Source organism: Mangrovibrevibacter kandeliae (genome assembly GCF_024519155.1).
Taxonomy (GTDB): Bacteria; Pseudomonadota; Alphaproteobacteria; order Rhizobiales; family Rhizobiaceae; genus Mangrovibrevibacter; species Mangrovibrevibacter kandeliae.
Window position 1 is genome coordinate 1,246,503 of the sequence record NZ_JANIFJ010000001.1, and the last position, 18,706, is coordinate 1,265,208.

Below are 18,706 nucleotides of genomic sequence, written 5' to 3' on the forward strand. Positions count from 1 at the left end.
GCGGGAGCCGGATCATCCGCGTGGCTGATGGCCGCAATTGCCGACAACTGTGTATATTTCGTTAAAGACGACCCGTGAGGGGATTCTTTCACCGCCTCATCCGCGCTACTGTCCTCGTGCGATTCGGGCGTGCGCAGCACGCCATGCATGCGGACAGGGCGGAGCTGAACATGAGTAGTGCCAGCGCGGCGAGAGAGCCTTCGATGGACGAGATCCTGGCCTCGATCCGGCGGATCATCGAGAGCGGCGAGGATCGTCTTCCCGCCGCGACCGGTCCGGCCGTGACGCAGCCGCAGGCTCGTGCGCCGCAGGCGGACGACGTCTCGCGCCGGGCTGCGCCGGCGCGGCAGGCCGATCCGGCTGCACGCAACGCCAATGACGGGGCGCCGCGCGGCGCCGAGGCGGCCAATGTGCAGGCCGCGCCGCAGGCCCGCATGTCGGCCGAGGTCTGGCAGGCCCCGGTCGAGGTCGAGGAGGCCATCGGCGCGCGTCTCGCCGCGGGGCAGGGCCGGATGGAGCGCGCACCGGCCACCCGTGCCACCGGCTTCGTGCGCTCGGGCGAGGCGCAGGATGCGGGCCGCGGCGAGCGATCCCTGATGCCATCGGAGCGAGCGGTGTCGGCGGGCAGCCTCAGTCTCGCCGGAGCCGGCGCACGGCGTCAGGAGGTTCCGGCGGCCGAACCGGCGCCCGACGCCGGCCTGCGTGGGTCCGTTCCGGCGGGGCGTGACGTCGACACGTCCTCTTCGCTTTCGCGGCCGCAGCAGGCCGCCAGCGGGTTCGATGCCGAGAAGCTGGCACAGCCCGCCCATCCCGATGAGCTGCCGCAGGTCACCGAGCCTGCAGCTCCGGACGAGGATGAGGACGAGGCGAACGTGTTCGCATCCGCCGAGGCGGGTGAGGACAGCGCGGTCGCGTCGGGCGAGGCGCCGGTGCATGGCCCCGGTCTCCTGGCGCAAGCTTCGGCGCTGCTGTCGGAGCAGGCGGGCCAGCAGGTGGCCGCATCCTTCGATCAGCTGGCGCTCGCGATCCGCGAGGGTCAGATGCGCTCGCTCGAGCCGATGGCGCGCGAGATGCTCCGGCCGATGCTGCAGGAGTGGCTCGACGACAACCTGCCGCACATCGTCGAGCGCCTGGTGCGCGAGGAGATCGAGCGGATGGCCCGCGGCCGCTGAACGGCGGGTTTCGCTCCACCAGCGATCACACTTGAACGCCCGCGTGGCTGGCCGCGCGGGCGTATCCGTCTGAATCGGCTCGACGGCCGTGTCGCCTGACGGCCTTATGTCCGGCCGTGGGACGGCCGTGGACCATCGGTGCGCAGGCGGGCCGTGACGTCGTTCCCCGGCTGCCGGCGGAGGGGGCGCATGGCGTCGTCTTCAGCCTGCGGCGAAGTTGTGTGATTGCGGTAACAGTCCTCTACACCCCAATGAGCTATAGTCCCTCGTAACGGGGAATGCCCAGCTGCCGCCATAAAAGGTGCCCACCGAACAAGGGGCTTGGTTCGATGGCGCGGTGGCAGCTGAAGGCAGTCGCACAGACGTGCGCGAGGGGAACGATGACGAGTGAGGACCATGGCGGAGGCGCGCAGCGGCGCCGTCCTCCGCTCGACCATGTCCTGCGCAAGCGGGATCGGCGGAACCGCGCCGATCGTGCCGGCAGCGATGCGGGCCAGGGGGTGGCCGGCGACAGCTGGAGGGCAGGCCGTCATGCGTCTGCTTGACACGGCGCTCTGCGCGATGGTGATCGCGGCCGCGTTCTTCGCGGTTGAGCCGTCGCGGGCCCTCGATCCCGCGACGATCTCCTCGGCCGACAGCGCGGCCAGCCCGATCGAATGGTTCATGCGCGGCTTCAAGGCCTATCAGCGCGGCGACAAGGACAAGGCGATCGAGTCGCTCCGCTACGCCGCGGAAAAAGGCCATCCGGGCGCGCGCTGGAAGCTCGGACGCATGTACGCGGATGGCGACGGCGTCACCGAGGATGATTTCGAGGCCTTCAAGATCTTCGAATCGATCGTGCGCGAGGAGGAGGATGATACCTCCGGCTCGCCGAACGCGGCGTACGTCTCGAGCGCCGTCGTGGCGCTCGGCGACTACCTGCGCAAGGGTATCCCGGGAAGCCCGGTGCGCATCGACCTGACGCAGGCGCGCCAGCTCTACTTCCACGCGGCCACCTTCTTCGGCGACTCGCAGGCGCAGTTCGAGCTCGGCCGCATGCTCCTGAACGGCGAAGGTGGCAAGGCGAACCCGCGTCAGGCGGCGCGCTGGCTGAAGCTCGCCGCCGAGAAGGGCCATGTCGGAGCGCAGGCGCTCCTCGGCTACCTGCTGTTCGACGGCGAAAAGATCGCGTTGCAGGCCGAGCCGGTGCGTGGCCTTGCGCTCCTGACCATCGCGCTGCGCCATGCGACGCCCGGCGAGTCGGTCTGGATCCGGCCGCTGCAGGAGGAGGCCTTCGCGCTGGCGAGCGAGGTCGATCGGCGCACGGCGCTGGCCTATGCCGACGAGCAGATGAAGCCGGACGAGCCGCAGCAACAGGTGGTCCAGAAGAACTGACGCCCATCGCCGGTGGACGGGAGGCCGAGCCCTCGTGTCGCCGAGCGCTCCGAAGGCATCGCTCAGCCGAGCTGGACCATGACCGGCACGTGGTCCGACGGCTTTTCCCAGCTGCGCACGTCCTTGTCGATCCCGACGGAGGCAAGCCGCGCGGCGGCTTCCGGCGACAGCAGGAGGTGATCGATGCGGATGCCGTTGTTCTTCTGCCAGGCGCCGGCCTGGTAATCCCAGAAGCTGTAGATCCGCTCGTCCGCCGTCGCGGCGCGGACGGCGTCGGTGAAGCCGAGACCGAGCAACCGGCGCCACGCCGCCCGGCTCTCCGGCTGGAACAGGGCATCGCCGGTCCAGGCTTCGGGATAACGCACGTCCTCCGGCTCCGGGATGATGTTGTAGTCGCCGGCGAGGATGAGGTCCTCTTCCTCCGCCAGTCGCCGGGCCGCATGCGCCTCCAGATGCGCCAGCCAGCGCAGCTTGTAGTCGAACTTCTCCGTGCCGAGCGGGTTGCCGTTCGGAAGATAGATCGAGGCGACGCGCAAACGCCTCCCGCCGATCGTCCACAGCCCCTCGATGAAGCGGGCCTGCGGATCGTCATCATTGCCGGGAAGGCCGCGCATCACGGTGTCCGGCGCGGTCTTCGAGACGAGCGCGACGCCGTTGAAGCCCTTCTGCCCGTGCGTTTCGACATGATAGCCGCGCGCGGTGATCGCCTCGGCCGGAAACTGCTCGTCGACGCTCTTGATCTCCTGGAGGCACAGGATGTCCGGCGACCGGTCGTCCAGCCATTGCAGGAGGTTGTCGAGGCGCGCCTTGACGCCGTTGATGTTCCAGGTGGCGATCAGCATCAGACGTATCCGGCAAGCTGGCGAGAGAGATAGGCGGCGGGGTCCGGGTCCGGCGTCATCAGCGTCTCCACGAAGGCGCGCCGCTCCCAGTCGATGATCGCGCCTTCCCAGACGCAGAAGCCGAGTTCACTGCCCGAGAGCGGCTCGAAGGTCGAGGGGGAGGGCGTCGCGGCGCGGAAGAGCCAGCGGCAGAGGATGCCGCCATCGACCCAGCGCTGGACCAAGAGCCAGGTCGCATCCTCGCCGGCGTGAAGGATCAGGAACCCGAGGCCGTGCGAAACGAGGCCGAGGGGCGGCGGGGCCGCGAGAGCATCGTCGCAGACGGCGAGGGCGGCATGGAGGACGCTCCGCTCAACGGTCTGGCCCTCCGCTTCGAGCGCGTAGAGCTTCAGCTGATGCTCGCGCACCGTCCGCAGGCCGAGCGGTCGAGCCCGGCGGCGCCGATAGGGCGAGAGCCTGTCGGCGCCGGGCAGGGTCGGCAGCGTCAAGCTCAGACGGAGAAGCTGGTGCCGCAGCCGCAGGACGCGACCGCGTTCGGATTGCGGATCTGGAAGGACTGCCCCATCAGATCGTCGACATAGTCGACGACCGCGCCCTCCATGTAGGCGAGGGACATCTGGTCGATCAGCACGCGCGCGCCGGCCTGCTCGATGACGAGGTCGTCGCTCTCGCCTTCGCCGGCGAGGTCGTACTTGTAGGAGAAGCCCGAACAGCCGCCACCCTCGACGGAAATGCGCAGCGCCTTCGCATCCTCGGCCTTCGACAGGATGGAGGCGATCCGCCTGGCGGCCGAGTCGGAAACGGTGACGGAGGGGGTGCTGGCCTGGCTCATGCTGGAACTCCCGCCGCGCCCGGTGAGTGTGCGTGACGCGATGCGGCCGGATGGCCTGCGCGCCTTGTCGGGCCGGCTCGGCTTAAGTATGCACGCGGCTTGGACGGGTCAATCCGCAAGGAGCCGCAGCGGGCGATGGACGAGGGGCTGAGCGGCATCGGCATGGGTCTCGGCCAGCGCGCGCCTTACGCGGTGCCGCCCACCGGCTCGCGCGGCCGGCTGTTCGCCGAGCCGGAGAGCCGGACCCGCACGCCTTATCAGCGCGACCGTGACCGCATCGTCCACTCGGCGGCGTTCCGCCGGCTGAAGCACAAGACGCAGGTCTTCATCGCCGATGACGGCGACCACTTCCGCACCCGGCTGACCCATACGATCGAGGTGTCGCAGATCGCCCGCGCCTTCGCGCGCGCCTTTCGGCTTGACGAGGACCTGACCGAAGGCGTCGCGCTCGTCCACGATTTCGGCCATACGCCCTTCGGTCATGCTGGCGAGCGAGCGTTGAACCGCAAGCTGGAGCCACTCGGCGGCTTCGACCACAATGCGCAGTCGCTGCGCGTCGTCACGACGCTCGAGCGTCGCTATGCCGAGTTCGACGGGCTGAACCTCAGCTGGGAGACGCTGGAGGGGCTCGTCAAGCACAACGGCCCGCTCGCCGGGCCGCATGCCGTCGAAGCGAGCGTGCCGCGGCCCATCCTCGACTTCGACGCGCTCTTCCCGCTGGATCTTGCCCGCCATGCCAGCCTCGAGGCGCAGGCTGCGGCGATTTCCGACGATATCGCCTACAACACGCACGACATCGACGACGGGCTGCGCGCCGGGCTGATCGAGGTCGAGGACCTGCGCGATCTCGCGCTTGCAGGCGACATCCTCGCCGAGGTCGACCGGGCCTATCCGACGCTCGACCGCTCGCGGCGCGTCCACGAGATCATGCGCCGCCACATCACCCGGATGGTCGAGGACGTCATCGCCACGACGATTGCCGGGTTACGGGCGCTCGATCCCGCCGACGCGGATGCGGTGCGCGATACCGGCCGGACGCTCGTCCGCTTCTCGCCTGCGATGCGGGACGCGCAGGAGGAGACCCGCCGCTTCCTGTTCGCCCGGGTCTATCGGCATGAGAGCGTGATGCGGGTGATGCGGAGCGCCGAGGCGATCGTCTCCGACCTCTACGATCGCTACATGTCTGCCCCCGAGGAGATGCGCGGCGACTGGAGCCGCGACACGGCAGGCCTGCCGCCGGATAAGCTTGCCCGCCGGGTCGCCGACTACCTCGCCGGGATGACCGACACCTATGCGGTCGGCGAGCATCGCCGGCTGTTTGACGCCACCCCGGATTTGCGTTAGGCGCGCCGCATCCAGATCCCGCGCGATCCGCCCAGGACGACGCCGTCGTCGGCTTTGCTCGCGACGACGCGGGGCCAACGGGACGCGCCATGAACATCTTCACCGACTTCGAGCAACGCATCAGGACTGCGGTGGAAGCCGTTCTCGAACGGGATGGTCTCGCCGTTCCCGATCTCGGCCGCGTGACCGTCGAGCCACCGCGCGATGCCAGCCACGGCGACCTTGCGACCAATGCCGCGATGGTGCTCGCCAAGCCGCTCGCGATGAAGCCGCGCGAACTTGCCACGCGGATCGGCGCGATGTTGGAGCGCGATGCCGACGTCGAGACGGTCGAGGTCGCAGGGCCCGGTTTCATCAATCTGCGCCTGCGGCCCGGCTACTGGACCGAGCACCTTGCAGCGCTGCTGGTGGCCGGCGACGGCTACGGTCGGGGCGCTCCGACGGGCCGCAAGATCAATGTCGAATATATTTCGGCCAATCCGACGGGGCCGATGCATGTCGGCCACTGTCGCGGTGCGGTGGTGGGCGATTCGATCGCCAACCTGCTCGGCTTCGCCGGCCATGCGGTGGTGAAAGAGTACTACGTCAACGACGCCGGCGAGCAGGTCAACGTGCTCGCGCGCTCGGCTTTCCTGCGTTACCGCGAGGCGCTCGGCGACGCCATCGGCGAGATCCCGGCGGGCCTCTATCCCGGTGACTACCTCAAGCCGGTCGGCCATAGCCTTGCCGAGTCCTACGGGTCGGCGCTGCGCGAGATGAGCGAGGCCGAGTGGCTGCCGATCGTGCGCGACGCCGCGATCGAGGCGATGATGGCGATGATCCGCGACGATCTCGCGCTGCTCGGCATCCACCACGACGTGTTCTTCTCCGAGCGCAGCCTGCACGGCGCGGGCGGCGGCAGGATTGCCGAAGCGGTGGAGGCGCTGCGGGCGGGAGGCTACGTCTACCAGGGGACGCTGCCGCCGCCGAAGGGGCAGCTGCCGGAGGACTGGGAGGACCGCGAGCAGACGCTGTTCCGTTCGACCGAGGTCGGCGACGACGTCGATCGGCCGCTGGTGAAGTCGAGCGGTGCCTACACCTATTTCGCGGCGGACGTCGCCTATTACGCCGACAAGTTCGCGCGCGGCTTCGACGAGATGATCTACGTCCTCGGCGCCGACCACGGCGGCTACGTCAAGCGGCTGCAGGCCGTGGCGCGCGCCGTCTCGAGCGGCAGGGCCGATGCCGACGTGGTCCTGTGCCAGCTGGTCAAGCTGTTCCGCAACGGCGAGCCGGTCCGCATGTCGAAGCGCTCCGGCGATTTCGTCACGCTCGCCGAGGTGGTTGAGGAGGTGGGGCGCGACCCCGTCCGCTTCATGATGCTGTTCCGCAAGAGCGATGCGCCGCTCGACTTCGACTTCCAGAAGGTGACCGAGCAGTCGAAGGACAACCCGGTCTTCTACGTCCAGTACGCCCACGCACGCGCGAAGTCGGTGCGGCGGCAGGCGGCGGAGGCCGGCGTCATGCCGCTGGCTTCGGAGGCGATGTCCGCCGAGGCGCTCGCCGGACTGACGGACGAGGGCGAGCTCGCGCTGATCCGCAAGCTCGCTGAGTTCCCGCGGCTGATCCAGTCGGCGGCCGAAGCCAAGGAGCCGCACCGGCTGGCCTTCTACCTCTACGACCTCGCCTCGGCGTTCCACGGCCAGTACAACCGCGGCAAGGATCTCCCGGACTTACGCTTTGTTAACGCTGACGATCGGATAATCACCCAGGCTCGATTGGGTTTGGTCGAGGCGGTGGCGCAGGTCGTCGCCTCCGGTCTTGCCCTGATCGGTGCGCACGCCCCGGACGAGATGCGCTGACGGACCATGCTTTGGTCAACTTCGTCGCATAGCGTGGACACGATCCGGTGAACACCAGTCTGCGCGAAACGAGCGAGGGCATTAGAGGTCGATGGGGGACATCAAGGGCTTTGCCCGCGGTGCGGGCGCCGATACGCACGCCGTCGGCCTCGACGAGGATCCGTTCGCCGATCTCGCCCGCCTGATCGAGCAGCCGATCTGGGCGGACGCCATCGAAGCGCGCGCCGCGACGACGCGCGACGAAGCGGCGCCACCGGTTCTCGGCGAACTCCATGACGACCTCGCGGCCGCACTGGCTGAGGAAGACTGGAGCGCCTTCACCGAAGAGGACTGGAGCGCCTTCGACGAGCCTGTCGCACCCGTCGCTCGCGACTCCGATCGCGCCCGGGCCGAAGAAGGCGCTCGGCAGCGCGGGGCAGGGCCGGATGCATCCGGTCTGGTCGACGACCATTTCGACGCGGCCTTGGCCGACGCTCTGACCGACGATCTCGACGGGCTCTCGCTCGATGATGTGCAGTGGGACGCTGCGCCGGCCGTGCCGGCGCCCGTGCCCGCACCGGCACCGTCCGCTCCTGTCGCCGCGGCACGCCCTGCCGCGCCGGAGCCGGTGACGGCGCAGGACGCCGCGCGTCTTGAATCCTATGCGCGCTGGGTGGCGCCGCGGGCCTCGAAGGACCCCGCTTGGACCGAGCGTCTCGAGCAGGCCAAGGCACCGCGCGTCGCAGAGCCGGCGCCTTCGCTCGAGGACGAGCTCGAGAGCGCGATCCTCGGCCTCAGCGCGCCGGCGACGCCGCATCGCAACGTGGTCGTCCAGAGTGCATCCTATGCACCCGAGCCGGTGCGCGAGCCTGAGCCGTCGAAGCCTGCGCCGGTGGTGCTCGACGATTTCGACGAATTGATTGCCAGCGAGCTGCAGATGCTGGGCGGACGGGCGGGGCCGGCGGCCGTCGCGACGAGCTACGTGAGCGACGAGAGCTGGTCGCAGGACCCGGCCTTCTACGTCTCGGTCGACGACGCGGGCGCGCATGAGACCCTCCCGGACGAACAGGCGCCGGATCGGGCTGTGCGGGCGCGGCGGCGCCGCGCAGCGCCCGCATTGGCGCTCGCTGCCGGTGTCGCCGGCATCGCCGTCGTCGGTGCGCTCGCCTGGAGCGGCCTGCATGAAGATCTGGGGCTGGCCAGCACCGGCGAACCGTTGCTGATCAAGGCCGATGCCGAGCCCTTCAAGGTCGTCCCGGAGAACCCGGGTGGCACCTCGATCCCGAATCAGAACAAGGCCGTCTACGAGCGTGTCGCAGGCGCGCCGGTGACGCCGCCGGAGCAGAAGGCGCTCGTCAGCGCGACCGAAGAGCCGATCGACGTTGCGATGGAAGCGGAGGACGAGCCGTCTTACGCCTTGCCGGGCGTCGAGACCGAGGTCCCCGGCGTGACCTTCGGTGCGTCCGAGGCCGACAACGAGGCCCCGACGCAGGTCGCCGACGCCACGCCGGCCAGTGCGGCGCCGGTGCCGGTGCTTCAGCCGCGCCAGGTGCAGACCTTCACGGTGCGGCCGGACGGAACGCTCTCGTCGGCTCCGGCGCCCACCGAGAGCAAGACCGCGGATGCCGCCCCCGGCCCGGGCGCGGCGGACGGGGCGGCAAAGCCGACACTGATGGCCGGGATCGCCGGCGGCGCGACAACGGCGCCGGCGCTGCTGCCGGTATCGGATCCGGTCGAGCGACCGAGGCCGGCGACGGCGGCCGCTCCGGAAGCGGAAGCGTCCGTGTCACAGACGGATTCGGCCGCCACGGCCTCTGTCACGGCACCGACCGCTGCTGCCGGCGAGACTGTGATCGAGTCGGCGGCGCCTTCGACGAATTCCGCGCAGGCACCGGTCGCCGAGGCGGTCCGTGCGGCCGCCGAGACGACGGCACCCACCGCGCACCCGGCGCCGTCACGCGCCGTGCCGCTGCCGGGGACGCGACCGGGCGCTCAACCGGTCGAGTCGCTGCAGCGGGCGCCTGCTGCCGAGCCGATGCGGGTCGCCTCGGCAGAGGCGCCGACGGCACCGGCGCCGAGCGTTGGCGGGTACTACGTCCAGATCTCGTCGCAGCCGACGCAGGCGCTCGCCGAGGAGTCGCGCCAGCGGCTCGGCGGCCGCTACGCGCAGGCCATCGGCGGACGAGCCGTCTCGATCCAGGCGGCCGACATCCCGGGGAAGGGCACCTATTACCGGGTGCGTGTCGCCGCGGGATCCAAGGACGATGCGATCGACCTGTGCACGCGCCTGAAGTCGGCCGGCGGCAGCTGCTTCGTCGCGCGCTGAGCGCGGCGCTGCTCCTTCCGCTCGGCCCCGTGCCGGGCGCCTCGCCCGGTCGCTCTCCGCGCCTTCACGACCCTTCAAGCCGGCAGTCGTCCGGCGCATCATCCCGGACCTGGACCACCATGAGCGACAGCAAGGCCTTCATCGCGGGCTGCTTCGGCCATCGGCTGACGGCGGAGGAGCGCGATTTCTTCGCCGCGGAGAGGCCCTGGGGCTTCATCCTCTTCGGCCGCAACATCGGCAGCGCCCAGCAGGTGGCCGATCTCGTCGCCGAGCTGAAAGAGGCCGGGGGCCGGCCGACGACCCCGGTCTTCGTCGATCAGGAGGGTGGGCGCGTCCAGCGGCTGCGGCCGCCGCTCGCACCGAATTACCCGCCCGCCGCCGACCTCGGCCGGCTGCACGAGACGGATGCTCCGGCCGCACGACGCGCCGCCTGGCTGCAGGGACGGCTGATCGCGCGCGACCTGGCGGGATACGGCTTCAACGCCGACTGCCTGCCCTGTCTCGACGTGCCGGCGCCGGGGGCGCATTCGGTGATCGGCAGCCGCGCCTATTCGCCGGATCCTGCGATCGCCGCGACCCTTGGTCGGGCGGCCGCCGACGGGCTGCGGGCCGGCGGCCTGTTGCCGGTGATGAAGCACATCCCCGGCCATGGCCGCGGCAATGCCGACAGCCACCTGGAGATGCCGGTGGTCGAGGCGAGCTTCGGCGAGTTGGAGGCCTCCGACTTCCGCCCCTTCGTCGAGCTGCGCTCGCTCCCTGCCGCGATGACCGCCCATCTCCTCTATCGCGCCATCGACCCGGAGCGGCCGGCAACGCTGTCGCCCGTCGTGATCGACACCGTGATCCGCGGTGCGATCGGCTTCGACGGGCTGCTGATGTCAGACGATATGTCGATGAAGGCGCTGCGCGGCGACATCGGCGATCTCAGCCGTGCCGCGCTCCAGGCCGGCTGCGACCTCGCCCTCCACTGCAACGGCGACATGGACGAGATGAAGAAGGTCGCCCATGCCGCGCCGCCGCTCGCCGGTGCGGCGCTGCGCAGGGCCGAGGCGGCGGAGCAAATCATTGCTGACGGCGGCGAGCCGGCCGACGAGCCGGCGCTGCGCGCCGAGTTCCACGCGCTGATCGCCGACCTCGTCTGAGCGCCGGCTGCGAGCCGGTCCCGTCGGCCGATACCGGTCGGCCGCTTGGGCGCCACGATCACCTGCAAGAGTTAACCGGAGGGCCGGCGACGGCGCACGGCCTTGCGCCGCCGCGGCGCGCGGGCGTGCGAGCCAGACGTTCTGGCGGCTTCGCACAGCCTAAGGGCATGGCCCCAAATGTCCGACGGTGAAGGACGAGCGTTGATCCGCAACGGATTATCGTGTTTGAAAGTCGCCGGACCGACGCTTAGCTTGAGATGAGACCGCCAGGAGGCGGCGCAGGGAGATCGACGATGGGTAGCTTCAGCATCTGGCACTGGCTGATCGTTCTGGCGGTCGTGCTGCTCCTGTTCGGGCGCGGCAAGATCCCCGAACTGATGGGCGACGTCGCCAAGGGCATCAAGAACTTCAAGAAGGGCATGTCGGACGAGGACGCCACGCCGGCGACGACGGCCGAACGCCGCTCGGTGGAGCGTCGCGAGGGCGACACTGTGGCGCACGACATCAACGTCGAAAAGACGCATAGCTGAGCGGCATCTCGCAATGATCGGCGGGTGCGCCCTACGCGGCGCAACCGCGTTTCGTCTCCGGCTGGGCGTTCTTCATGTTTGACATCGGGTGGTCGGAGCTTCTGGTCATCGCCGTGGTCCTGATCGTCGTGGTCGGGCCGAAGGATCTGCCGCGCATGCTGCGCACCTTCGGCAAGACCACGAGCCAGCTGCGGCGCATGGCCGGGGATTTTCGCAAGCAGTTCGACGAGGCGCTGCGTGAGGCGGAACTCGATGATGTGCGCGACACCGTGCGCGACCTGAAGTCGCTCGATCCGCGCAGCGAGATGCGCAAGGCGCTCAATCCGATGCGGGCGGTGGGCGACGAGATCCGGGCCTCGCTGTCGGCCGCCACCAAGGCGCCGGAGCCGCGGGTGCCGAGCGCCGACGAGCCGGCCAAGCCGGCCGAGCCGGTGCCCCAGCCGGCCATGGCGGAAGCCGCGGCGGCGACGGGTGCCGCCCGTCCTGCGGGCGAGGGTGACGCGGCGCTTGCGCAGGCCGATGCGCCGAAGCGGGGAGATGCCGCTTGAACAAGCCCGAGATCGACATCGAGGCGTCGTCCGCGCCGCTCATCGAGCATCTGATCGAGCTGCGCCGGCGGCTCATCTGGAGCATCGGCGGCTTCTTCCTCGCCTTCCTGTTCTGCTTCTATTTCGCCAAGCCGATCTTCAACTTCCTCGTCGTGCCGTACCAGCGGGCCACCGCCTGGGCCGGCATCACCGGGCGGCAGGTGGAGCTGATCTACACCGCGCCGCAGGAGTTCTTCTTCACGCAGGTGAAGATCGCGGCGTTCGGCGGCTTCTTCCTCGCCTTTCCGCTGATCGCCAGCCAGATCTATGCCTTCGTCGCGCCCGGCCTCTATCGCAACGAGCGGCAGGCGTTCACCCCGTTCCTAGTCGCGACGCCGATCCTGTTCCTCTGCGGCGCAGCGCTCGTCTACTACTTCTTCACCCCGATGGTGATGTGGTTCTTCCTGTCGATGCAGCAGTCGGGCGGGGACGGGCAGGCGGCGATCCAGCTCCTGCCGAAGGTCTCCGAGTATCTCGGGCTGATCATGACGCTGATCTTCTCCTTCGGTCTCGTGTTCCAGCTTCCGGTGATCACCTCGCTGCTGGTGCGTGTCGGCCTGCTGACGAGCGACGGACTGAAGTCGAAGCGCAAATATGCCGTCGTCCTCTCCTTCATCGCGGCCGCGGTGCTGACGCCCCCCGATCCGATGTCGCAGATCGGTCTTGCGGTGCCGACCATCCTTCTCTACGAGATTTCCATCATCGTGGGGCGCATGATCGAGAAGAAGAAGAAGGCCGAAGAGCCGGGCGAAAGCGAAGCGTAGCGGGCTGGCGTTCCCTCGGCCGATATGTCGCGCGCATCCTGTCCGGCGCAGGGGAAACGATGCTGGACATCAAGTGGATACGCGAACATCCTGAAGCTCTGGATGCGGCTCTCGCATCGCGCGGCGCCAAGCCGGCTGCGGCCGAGCTCGTCCGGCTCGACGAGCAGCGCCGCGAGCATCTGACCCGCCTGCAGGAGCTGCAGAGTCGCCGCAACGAGGCGTCCAAGGAGATCGGCAAGGCGAAGGGGACCGGCGACGCCGGACGCGCCGAGGCGCTGATCCGCGAAGTCGGCGAGATCAAGGAAGCGATCCAGGACGGTGAGGAGACCGAGCGTCGCATCGAGCAGGCGCTCGAGGACGCGCTGGCCCGCATCCCGAACCTGCCCCTCGAGGACGTCCCGGTCGGCGCCGACGAGACCGGCAACGTCGAGGTCCGCCGGCACGACGAGCGTCCGGTTTTCGCATTCGAGCCGAAGGAGCACTACGAACTCGGCGAGGCGCTCGGCCTGATGGAGTTCGAGCAGGCGGCCAAGATTTCGGGCGCGCGCTTCACCATCCTGAAGGGCCAGCTCGCGCGCCTCGAGCGCGCGCTCGGCCAGTTCATGCTCGACCTGCACACCGGCGAGCACGGCTACGAGGAGGTCGCCGCGCCGCTGCTGGTGCGCGACGAGGCGCTGTTCGGCACGGGGCAGCTGCCGAAATTCTCGGAGGACCTGTTCCACACGACCGAAGGCCGCTGGCTGATCCCGACGGCAGAGGTGCCGCTGACCAATCTGGTGCGCGAGCGCGTGCTCGACGAAGCGGAACTGCCGCTGCGCCTGACCGCACTGACACCGTGCTTCCGGTCCGAAGCCGGCTCGGCCGGTCGCGACACGCGAGGCATGCTGCGCCAGCACCAGTTCTACAAGGTCGAGCTCGTCTCGATCACCGCGGCCGAGACGGCGATCGAGGAGCACGAGCGCATGACGGCTTGCGCCGAGACGGTGCTGAAGCGACTCGGCCTGCATTTCCGCACCGTGACGCTTTGCACCGGCGACATGGGCTTCGGGGCCCGCAAGACCTACGACATCGAGGTCTGGCTGCCGGGGCAGGATGCCTTCCGCGAGATCTCCAGCTGCTCGGTCTGCGGCGACTTCCAGGCGCGGCGGATGGCGGCGCGCTATCGCGGCGGCGACAAGGCGATGCGGTTCGTCCACACGCTGAACGGCTCAGGCGTTGCGCTCGGCCGCGCGCTGATCGCGGTGATGGAGAACTACCAGAACGCCGATGGCAGCATCACCGTGCCGGAGGCGCTGCGGCCGTACATGCGGGGCCTTTCGACGATCGGAGCGCCCGCCTGATGCGGATTCTCCTAACCAACGACGACGGCATCCACGCGGAAGGCCTGGCCGTCCTGGAGCGCGTCGCCCGCAGCCTGTCGCACGACGTCTGGGTGGTGGCACCCGAAACCGACCAGAGCGGCCTGTCGCATTCGCTGACGCTCTCGATGCCGCTGCGCCTGCGCACGATCGGCGAGCAGAAGTTCGCGCTGACCGGCACGCCGACCGACTGCGTCATCATGGCGGCCAAGCGGCTGATGCCGGCGCCGCCGGACCTCGTGCTCTCCGGCGTCAATGCCGGGCAGAACATCTGTGACGACGTCTCCTATTCGGGCACGGTCGCGGGCGCGATGGAAGGTGCCATGCTCGGCCTGCGCTCGATCGCCCTCAGCCAAGCGTTCACGCCGGATCGGGACCGCGAGCTGCTGTGGGAGGCCGCCGAGAGGCATGCGCCGGCCGTGATCGAGAAGCTGCTTTCGCTCGACGTGCCTCCGACGACGCTGTTCAACGTCAACTTCCCGGCCGTTCCGGCCGACGAGGTCGCCGGCATCGCGCTGACCCGGCAGGGCAAGCTCGACTACAACATCGGCATCGAGGAGCGCCGGGACGGGCGCGGGCTGCCCTACTACTGGCTGAAGTTCGGGCGGCAGGTCGGGGCCGAGGTCGAACGCTCCGACATCGCTGCATTGATCGCCGGCCGCATCTCGGTGACGCCGCTGACCATGGACCTTACCGATCACGCGCTCCGCGCCGATCTGGAGACGCAGTTCGATTGATGCCGCACTCCCGGGATCGCGAGGATCTCGCCGCCTTCATCCTGCGTCTTCGCTCCGAGCGGATCACCGAGCCGCGCCTCCTCGCGGCGATCGAACAGGTGCCCCGCCGCCTGTTCGTGCCGGGCGAGGTGCCGAATGCCTATGCCGACGGCGCACTGCCGATCGACTGCGGCGAGACGATGTATGGCGCCCGCTTCGCGGTCGGCCTCGTGCATGCGCTGAAGGTCGAGGACCATGCGCGGGTCCTCGAGATCGGCACCGGCAGCGGCTATGTCACGGCGCTGCTGGCCAAGCTCGCGGCGCGGGTCTTCTCGCTCGACCGCTACAAGCGGCTCCTGCGCAGGGCCGACGAGCGCCTGCGGGGGCTCGATCTCCTGAACGTCGTGCTGGAGCAGGACGACGGGCGCAGCGGGTACATCACCGGCGCGCCCTATGACCGCATCATCGTCCATGCCGCCTTCTCGGAGGTGCCGCGCGCCTTCCTGGAGCAGCTGGCCTCGCAGGCCTATCTGATCTGCGCGGTCGGGCCGGGCGACGGCGAACAGCAGCTCGTTCGGCTGCAGAAGGTCGGCAGCCGCTTCGAGCGGGAGGACCTGCGGACGGTGCGCTACCAGCCGCTGGCCTCCGGGATCGCCGCGACGCTCTGACCGCGGCGCGCTGTCGTGGCGACACGCCCCGACCCGCTTCCTGACGAAAAGTGGCTTCTCGCCTCACGACTTAACCGTCGAGTAACATTAACGCGCTTCAATGACTCCAAGCTTCATTCCGTGGCTTTGGGGACGACGATGCGTGTGGGTGTGCTGAACGTTTTTCGGATTCGGATGGCCCGATCTGCAGCCATCCTGGCGCTCGCCGGCTTTGCCGCCGGCTGCTCGAGCGACGTCGTTCGCTTCGACGACGGGTTCTACACCGGGGCGGTGCCGCAGTCGGCGAGCGGTGTGGATCAGGTGAACACCGGTTCTATAAACCGGGGTGGCGGCCTGAACATGCCAACCTATCGCGGAACCAACCCGGGCGCCGGCATCCAGACGGCCTCCGCAGCGCCGAACTACCCGCGGGCCATGCCCGCCGACACCGCGCCTGGCTACGCTCTGGCACAGCCCTCGGCCAACGCCCCGGTGCAGCGCGCCACGCTTGCGCCGCCGAATGCACCGGGCGCCGCACCCGCCTATCAGCCGCCGCAGCCGCCGGCCTTGCCGGCGCCGACCGCGACTGCGAGCCTCTCCAAGCCCGCGACGTCGGCCGGCTGGAACCAGTCCGGCAACCGCGTCACCCTGCGCGGCGGCGAGACCGTCTACAGCCTGTCTAAGCGCTACGGCGTGCCGGCAAAGGCGATCCTCGAGGCCAACAACATGCGCTCGGCCGAAGAGGCTCGCGCCGGCCAGGAGCTGGTGATCCCGGCCTACACCTACGGCAAGGGGGCACCGGTTTCAGCGCCCGATCATGACCCCCGCACCCGTCAGGCTGCCGTCGTGCCGGCACCGGGCGAAGGCTACCTCAAGGTTCCCGGGTCCTCCGCGCCGGCGCCGCGCCAGACGGCGGCTGCCGAGAGCCGCCCGGCGGCACCGCAGGCTGGCGCTGGCGCTGGCGCCGGCCGCACCGTGACGGTCGAGTCGGGCGACACGCTGGCCTCGATCTCCCGCCGCACCGGCGCACCGGTCGACGAGCTGCGCCGTCTGAACAACGTCTCGGGCGACCACATCCGCGTCGGCCAGATGCTGTTCCTGCCCTCGGACGCCAAGGCGGCGCCGACGCGCGTCGCCTCGCTCGAGCCGGCCGACGCCCGCTCGGACGCGTCCGCTGCTCCGGCGCCCGCCGCCCGGGTCGCGCCGGTGGCCAAGGCCGCCGAGCCAAAGCCGGCACAGCCGAAGTCCTACGAGCCGCCGCGCGCGGCGGAAGCCAAGCCCGAGGCGCCGGCGAAGGTGTCCGAGCCGAGGGCCGAGACGCCGGTAGCCAACGAGATCAAAACCGAATCGGCGGCGGTCGCCCCGGCGGCCACGGGCATCAGCCAGTTCCGCTGGCCGGTGCAGGGCCGGGTCGTGAAGGGCTTCGGCGACAAGGTCGGCACCCGGCGCAATGACGGCCTCAACATCTCCGTGCCGCGCGGCACGCCGGTGAAGGCTGCCGAGAACGGCGTGGTGATCTATGCCGGCGACGGGCTGAAGGAGTTCGGCAACACCGTCCTCGTCAAGCACGACAACGGCCTCGTCACGGTCTACGGCTATGCCGACGCGCTGAACGTCAAGCGCGGCGACACGGTGACGCGCGGCCAGGAGATCGCGACCGCCGGCATGACCGGCGAGACCGACGTGCCGATGCTCCACTTCGAGGTCCGCAAGAACTCGGCGCCCGTCGACCCGATGACCTTCCTGCGCTGAGACCGGAGCAGGATTGGCTGCGGCGCGTCCCGCCGCAGCCGGTCAGGCCGCGTCGAGGTCGAGCCGCTGACCGAGCCGGCCGGCGAGATCCTGGATGAACTGCCAGGCGACGCGCCCGGAGCGGCTGCCACGTGTCGTCGACCATTCGAGGGCTTCGGCGCGAGCCGCCTCGAGCGTGGTGGCGAGGCCGAAGGCCTCGATGTAGGCCGCGATCATCTGCAGGTACTCGTCCTGCCCGCAGCGGTGGAAGCCGAGCCACAGCCCGAAGCGATCCGAAAGCGAAACCTTTTCTTCCACCGCCTCGGCCGGATTGATCGCCGTCGAGCGCTCGTTCTCGATCATGTCGCGCGGCAGGAGATGCCGCCGGTTCGAGGTGGCATAGAAGAGGATATTGCCGGGACGCCCCTCGACGCCGCCTTCCAGTGCGGCCTTCAGCGACTTGTAGGAGGCGTCGTCGCCGTCGAAGGACAGATCGTCGCAGAACAGCAGGAACGGGAAGGGCGCGTCGCGCAGCAGCGCCATCAGCGCCGGCAGGTGCGCGATGTCCTCCCGGTGGATCTCGACGAGCTTGAGGGCCGCGCTGCCGCTCGCCCGTTCGGCATTGACCGCCGCATGCGCCGCCTTGACCAGCGAGGATTTCCCCATCCCGCGGGCGCCCCAAAGCAGCGCATTGTTGGCCGGCAGTCCCCGCTGGAAGCGCGCGGTGTTGTCGATCAGGCGGTCGCGCGAGCCGTCGATGCCCTTCAAGAGCTCGATCGGCACGCGGCTGACGCGCCGCACCGGAACGAGCTGGGCGGGTGGATCGAAGGTGAAGCAGTCGGCAGCCTCGAGATCCGGCGCCGTCGCCGGGGGAGGCGCCAGCCGCTCGAGGCTCGCTGCGATCCGCTCCAGTGTTTCGGCCAGATGAGCCGTGTCCGCGCTCTCGTGAAGGTCCATCGCCCAGTCTCTCGCCGTGCCGGTGAGCCCGGCCCTTGTTGCATTGGGGTCGACGGATCGTATATTGCGGCCGTCACGTAAAGGGCCGCGTTGAGAGCCCGGATCATCCCATCAAGGAGTACTCGATGTTCGTCACGGAGGCATTCGCCCAGACCCCCGGCGCCTTGGGGGGCGGAAGCGACATGCTGATCAGCATCGTGCCCTTCGTGCTGGTCTTCGTGATCATGTACTTCCTGATCATCCGCCCGCAGCGCTCTCAGGCCAAGCAGCGCGAGGACATGCTGAAGAACGTGCGTCGCGGTGACACCATCGTGACCGGCGGCGGCATCCTCGGCAAGGTCACGAAGGTGCTCGATAACGGCGAGCTGGAAGTCCAGATCTCCGAGCAGACCAAGGTGCGCGTGCTCCTGTCGATGGTCACCGAGGTCCGCGTGAAGGGCGAGCCGGCCGCCGCCAACGCCAAGTAGCCCCGCCGCGTCGCGTGGGGAGGCTGCGGCGCTCCCCCTTGCTGCCGCCCGAGGGCGGACATCCATACGACCGGGCCCGGGCCGTAGAGCCGCTGCG

18 protein-coding genes are annotated in these 18,706 nt (G+C 69.5%); 14 read left to right on the forward strand and 4 right to left on the reverse strand.

From position 1 onward, the window contains the following. The first annotated feature begins 170 nt into the window (after positions 1–170). Positions 171–1,172 (forward strand): DUF2497 domain-containing protein, encoded by a 1,002-nt coding sequence (locus tag NPA30_RS06070; protein ID WP_256801455.1) that lies wholly within the window; start codon positions 171–173, stop codon positions 1,170–1,172. 486 nt (positions 1,173–1,658) lie between these two features. Next, entirely contained in the window at positions 1,659–2,546 is an 888-nt protein-coding gene (locus NPA30_RS06075) for a tetratricopeptide repeat protein (protein WP_372338759.1), read from the forward strand. A gap of 62 nt (positions 2,547–2,608) precedes the next feature. Here NPA30_RS06075 and xth read toward each other — a convergent pair whose 3' ends face one another. From xth to erpA, 3 genes are read right to left on the reverse strand one after another with little or no spacing between them, the layout of a single operon-like run. Then, entirely contained in the window at positions 2,609–3,388 is a 780-nt protein-coding gene (gene xth, locus NPA30_RS06080) for an exodeoxyribonuclease III (RefSeq protein ID WP_256801457.1), read from the reverse strand. Continuing rightward, positions 3,388–3,876 (reverse strand): hypothetical protein, encoded by a 489-nt coding sequence (locus NPA30_RS06085; RefSeq protein WP_256801458.1) that lies wholly within the window; start codon positions 3,874–3,876, stop codon positions 3,388–3,390. Before NPA30_RS06085 ends, xth begins: the two co-directional genes overlap by 1 nt. A 2-nt stretch (positions 3,877–3,878) precedes the next feature. Further along, a complete protein-coding gene (erpA, locus tag NPA30_RS06090; protein ID WP_256801459.1) occupies positions 3,879–4,220 on the reverse strand; it encodes an iron-sulfur cluster insertion protein ErpA in 342 nt (113 codons plus the stop codon). Between the two features lie 135 nt (positions 4,221–4,355). Here erpA and NPA30_RS06095 point away from each other — a divergent pair, with 135 nt between their 5' ends. From NPA30_RS06095 to NPA30_RS06145, 11 genes are all read left to right on the forward strand, one after another. After that, a complete protein-coding gene (locus tag NPA30_RS06095; protein WP_256801460.1) occupies positions 4,356–5,564 on the forward strand; it encodes a deoxyguanosinetriphosphate triphosphohydrolase in 1,209 nt (402 codons plus the stop codon). 89 nt (positions 5,565–5,653) lie between these two features. Beyond that, a complete protein-coding gene (argS, locus tag NPA30_RS06100; protein WP_256801461.1) occupies positions 5,654–7,405 on the forward strand; it encodes an arginine--tRNA ligase in 1,752 nt (583 codons plus the stop codon). Between the two features lie 91 nt (positions 7,406–7,496). After that, a complete protein-coding gene (locus NPA30_RS06105) occupies positions 7,497–9,710 on the forward strand; it encodes an SPOR domain-containing protein (RefSeq protein ID WP_256801462.1) in 2,214 nt (737 codons plus the stop codon). A 119-nt stretch (positions 9,711–9,829) separates the two neighbouring features. Then, positions 9,830–10,852 (forward strand): beta-N-acetylhexosaminidase, encoded by a 1,023-nt coding sequence (gene nagZ / locus NPA30_RS06110; protein WP_256801463.1) that lies wholly within the window; start codon positions 9,830–9,832, stop codon positions 10,850–10,852. A 293-nt stretch (positions 10,853–11,145) separates the two neighbouring features. After that, complete coding sequence (locus NPA30_RS06115) at positions 11,146–11,382, forward strand: twin-arginine translocase TatA/TatE family subunit (protein ID WP_256801464.1); 237 nt, start codon at positions 11,146–11,148, stop codon at positions 11,380–11,382. Between the two features lie 74 nt (positions 11,383–11,456). Then, the gene (gene tatB, locus NPA30_RS06120; protein WP_256801465.1) at positions 11,457–11,930 is read left to right on the forward strand and encodes a Sec-independent protein translocase protein TatB; all 474 of its coding nucleotides are present in this window, start codon (positions 11,457–11,459) and stop codon (positions 11,928–11,930) included. Next, positions 11,927–12,733: a twin-arginine translocase subunit TatC gene (gene tatC / locus NPA30_RS06125; protein ID WP_256801466.1), complete on the forward strand. Its 807-nt coding sequence runs from the start codon at positions 11,927–11,929 to the stop codon at positions 12,731–12,733. Before tatB ends, tatC begins: the two co-directional genes overlap by 4 nt. A gap of 59 nt (positions 12,734–12,792) precedes the next feature. Further along, positions 12,793–14,073 carry a serine--tRNA ligase gene (gene serS, locus NPA30_RS06130; protein ID WP_256801467.1) on the forward strand — a complete coding sequence of 427 codons (1,281 nt, stop codon included), beginning with the start codon at positions 12,793–12,795 and terminating at the stop codon, positions 14,071–14,073. Then, a complete protein-coding gene (surE, locus tag NPA30_RS06135; protein ID WP_256801468.1) occupies positions 14,073–14,828 on the forward strand; it encodes a 5'/3'-nucleotidase SurE in 756 nt (251 codons plus the stop codon). Before serS ends, surE begins: the two co-directional genes overlap by 1 nt. Beyond that, positions 14,828–15,475: a protein-L-isoaspartate(D-aspartate) O-methyltransferase gene (locus tag NPA30_RS06140; RefSeq protein ID WP_256801469.1), complete on the forward strand. Its 648-nt coding sequence runs from the start codon at positions 14,828–14,830 to the stop codon at positions 15,473–15,475. Before surE ends, NPA30_RS06140 begins: the two co-directional genes overlap by 1 nt. A gap of 174 nt (positions 15,476–15,649) precedes the next feature. Next, positions 15,650–17,206, forward strand: a complete 1,557-nt coding sequence (locus NPA30_RS06145) for a peptidoglycan DD-metalloendopeptidase family protein (RefSeq protein ID WP_256801470.1) — start codon at positions 15,650–15,652, stop codon at positions 17,204–17,206. 42 nt (positions 17,207–17,248) lie between these two features. On the opposite strand, the gene NPA30_RS06150 is transcribed toward NPA30_RS06145, so the two are convergent. Beyond that, a complete protein-coding gene (locus NPA30_RS06150; RefSeq protein WP_256801471.1) occupies positions 17,249–18,142 on the reverse strand; it encodes an ATP-binding protein in 894 nt (297 codons plus the stop codon). Between the two features lie 125 nt (positions 18,143–18,267). On the opposite strand from NPA30_RS06150, the gene yajC reads away from it, so the two are divergent. Next, entirely contained in the window at positions 18,268–18,609 is a 342-nt protein-coding gene (gene yajC / locus NPA30_RS06155) for a preprotein translocase subunit YajC (protein WP_256801472.1), read from the forward strand. Positions 18,610–18,706 lie beyond the last annotated feature (97 nt).

Bases quoted from the DNA above. Each gene is read 5' to 3' on its own strand.
- NPA30_RS06070 (WP_256801455.1), top strand. From the start codon at position 171: ATGAGTAGTGCCAGCGCGGCGAGAGAGCCTTCGATGGACGAGATCCTG.
- NPA30_RS06075 (WP_372338759.1), top strand. From the start codon at position 1,659: ATGCGGGCCAGGGGGTGGCCGGCGACAGCTGGAGGGCAGGCCGTCATG.
- xth (WP_256801457.1), bottom strand. From the start codon at position 3,388: ATGCTGATCGCCACCTGGAACATCAACGGCGTCAAGGCGCGCCTCGAC.
- erpA (WP_256801459.1), bottom strand. From the start codon at position 4,220: ATGAGCCAGGCCAGCACCCCCTCCGTCACCGTTTCCGACTCGGCCGCC.
- NPA30_RS06095 (WP_256801460.1), top strand. From the start codon at position 4,356: ATGGACGAGGGGCTGAGCGGCATCGGCATGGGTCTCGGCCAGCGCGCG.
- argS (WP_256801461.1), top strand. From the start codon at position 5,654: ATGAACATCTTCACCGACTTCGAGCAACGCATCAGGACTGCGGTGGAA.
- NPA30_RS06105 (WP_256801462.1), top strand. From the start codon at position 7,497: ATGGGGGACATCAAGGGCTTTGCCCGCGGTGCGGGCGCCGATACGCAC.
- nagZ (WP_256801463.1), top strand. From the start codon at position 9,830: ATGAGCGACAGCAAGGCCTTCATCGCGGGCTGCTTCGGCCATCGGCTG.
- NPA30_RS06115 (WP_256801464.1), top strand. From the start codon at position 11,146: ATGGGTAGCTTCAGCATCTGGCACTGGCTGATCGTTCTGGCGGTCGTG.
- tatB (WP_256801465.1), top strand. From the start codon at position 11,457: ATGTTTGACATCGGGTGGTCGGAGCTTCTGGTCATCGCCGTGGTCCTG.
- serS (WP_256801467.1), top strand. From the start codon at position 12,793: ATGCTGGACATCAAGTGGATACGCGAACATCCTGAAGCTCTGGATGCG.
- surE (WP_256801468.1), top strand. From the start codon at position 14,073: ATGCGGATTCTCCTAACCAACGACGACGGCATCCACGCGGAAGGCCTG.
- NPA30_RS06140 (WP_256801469.1), top strand. From the start codon at position 14,828: ATGCCGCACTCCCGGGATCGCGAGGATCTCGCCGCCTTCATCCTGCGT.
- NPA30_RS06145 (WP_256801470.1), top strand. From the start codon at position 15,650: ATGGCCCGATCTGCAGCCATCCTGGCGCTCGCCGGCTTTGCCGCCGGC.
- NPA30_RS06150 (WP_256801471.1), bottom strand. From the start codon at position 18,142: ATGGACCTTCACGAGAGCGCGGACACGGCTCATCTGGCCGAAACACTG.
- yajC (WP_256801472.1), top strand. From the start codon at position 18,268: ATGTTCGTCACGGAGGCATTCGCCCAGACCCCCGGCGCCTTGGGGGGC.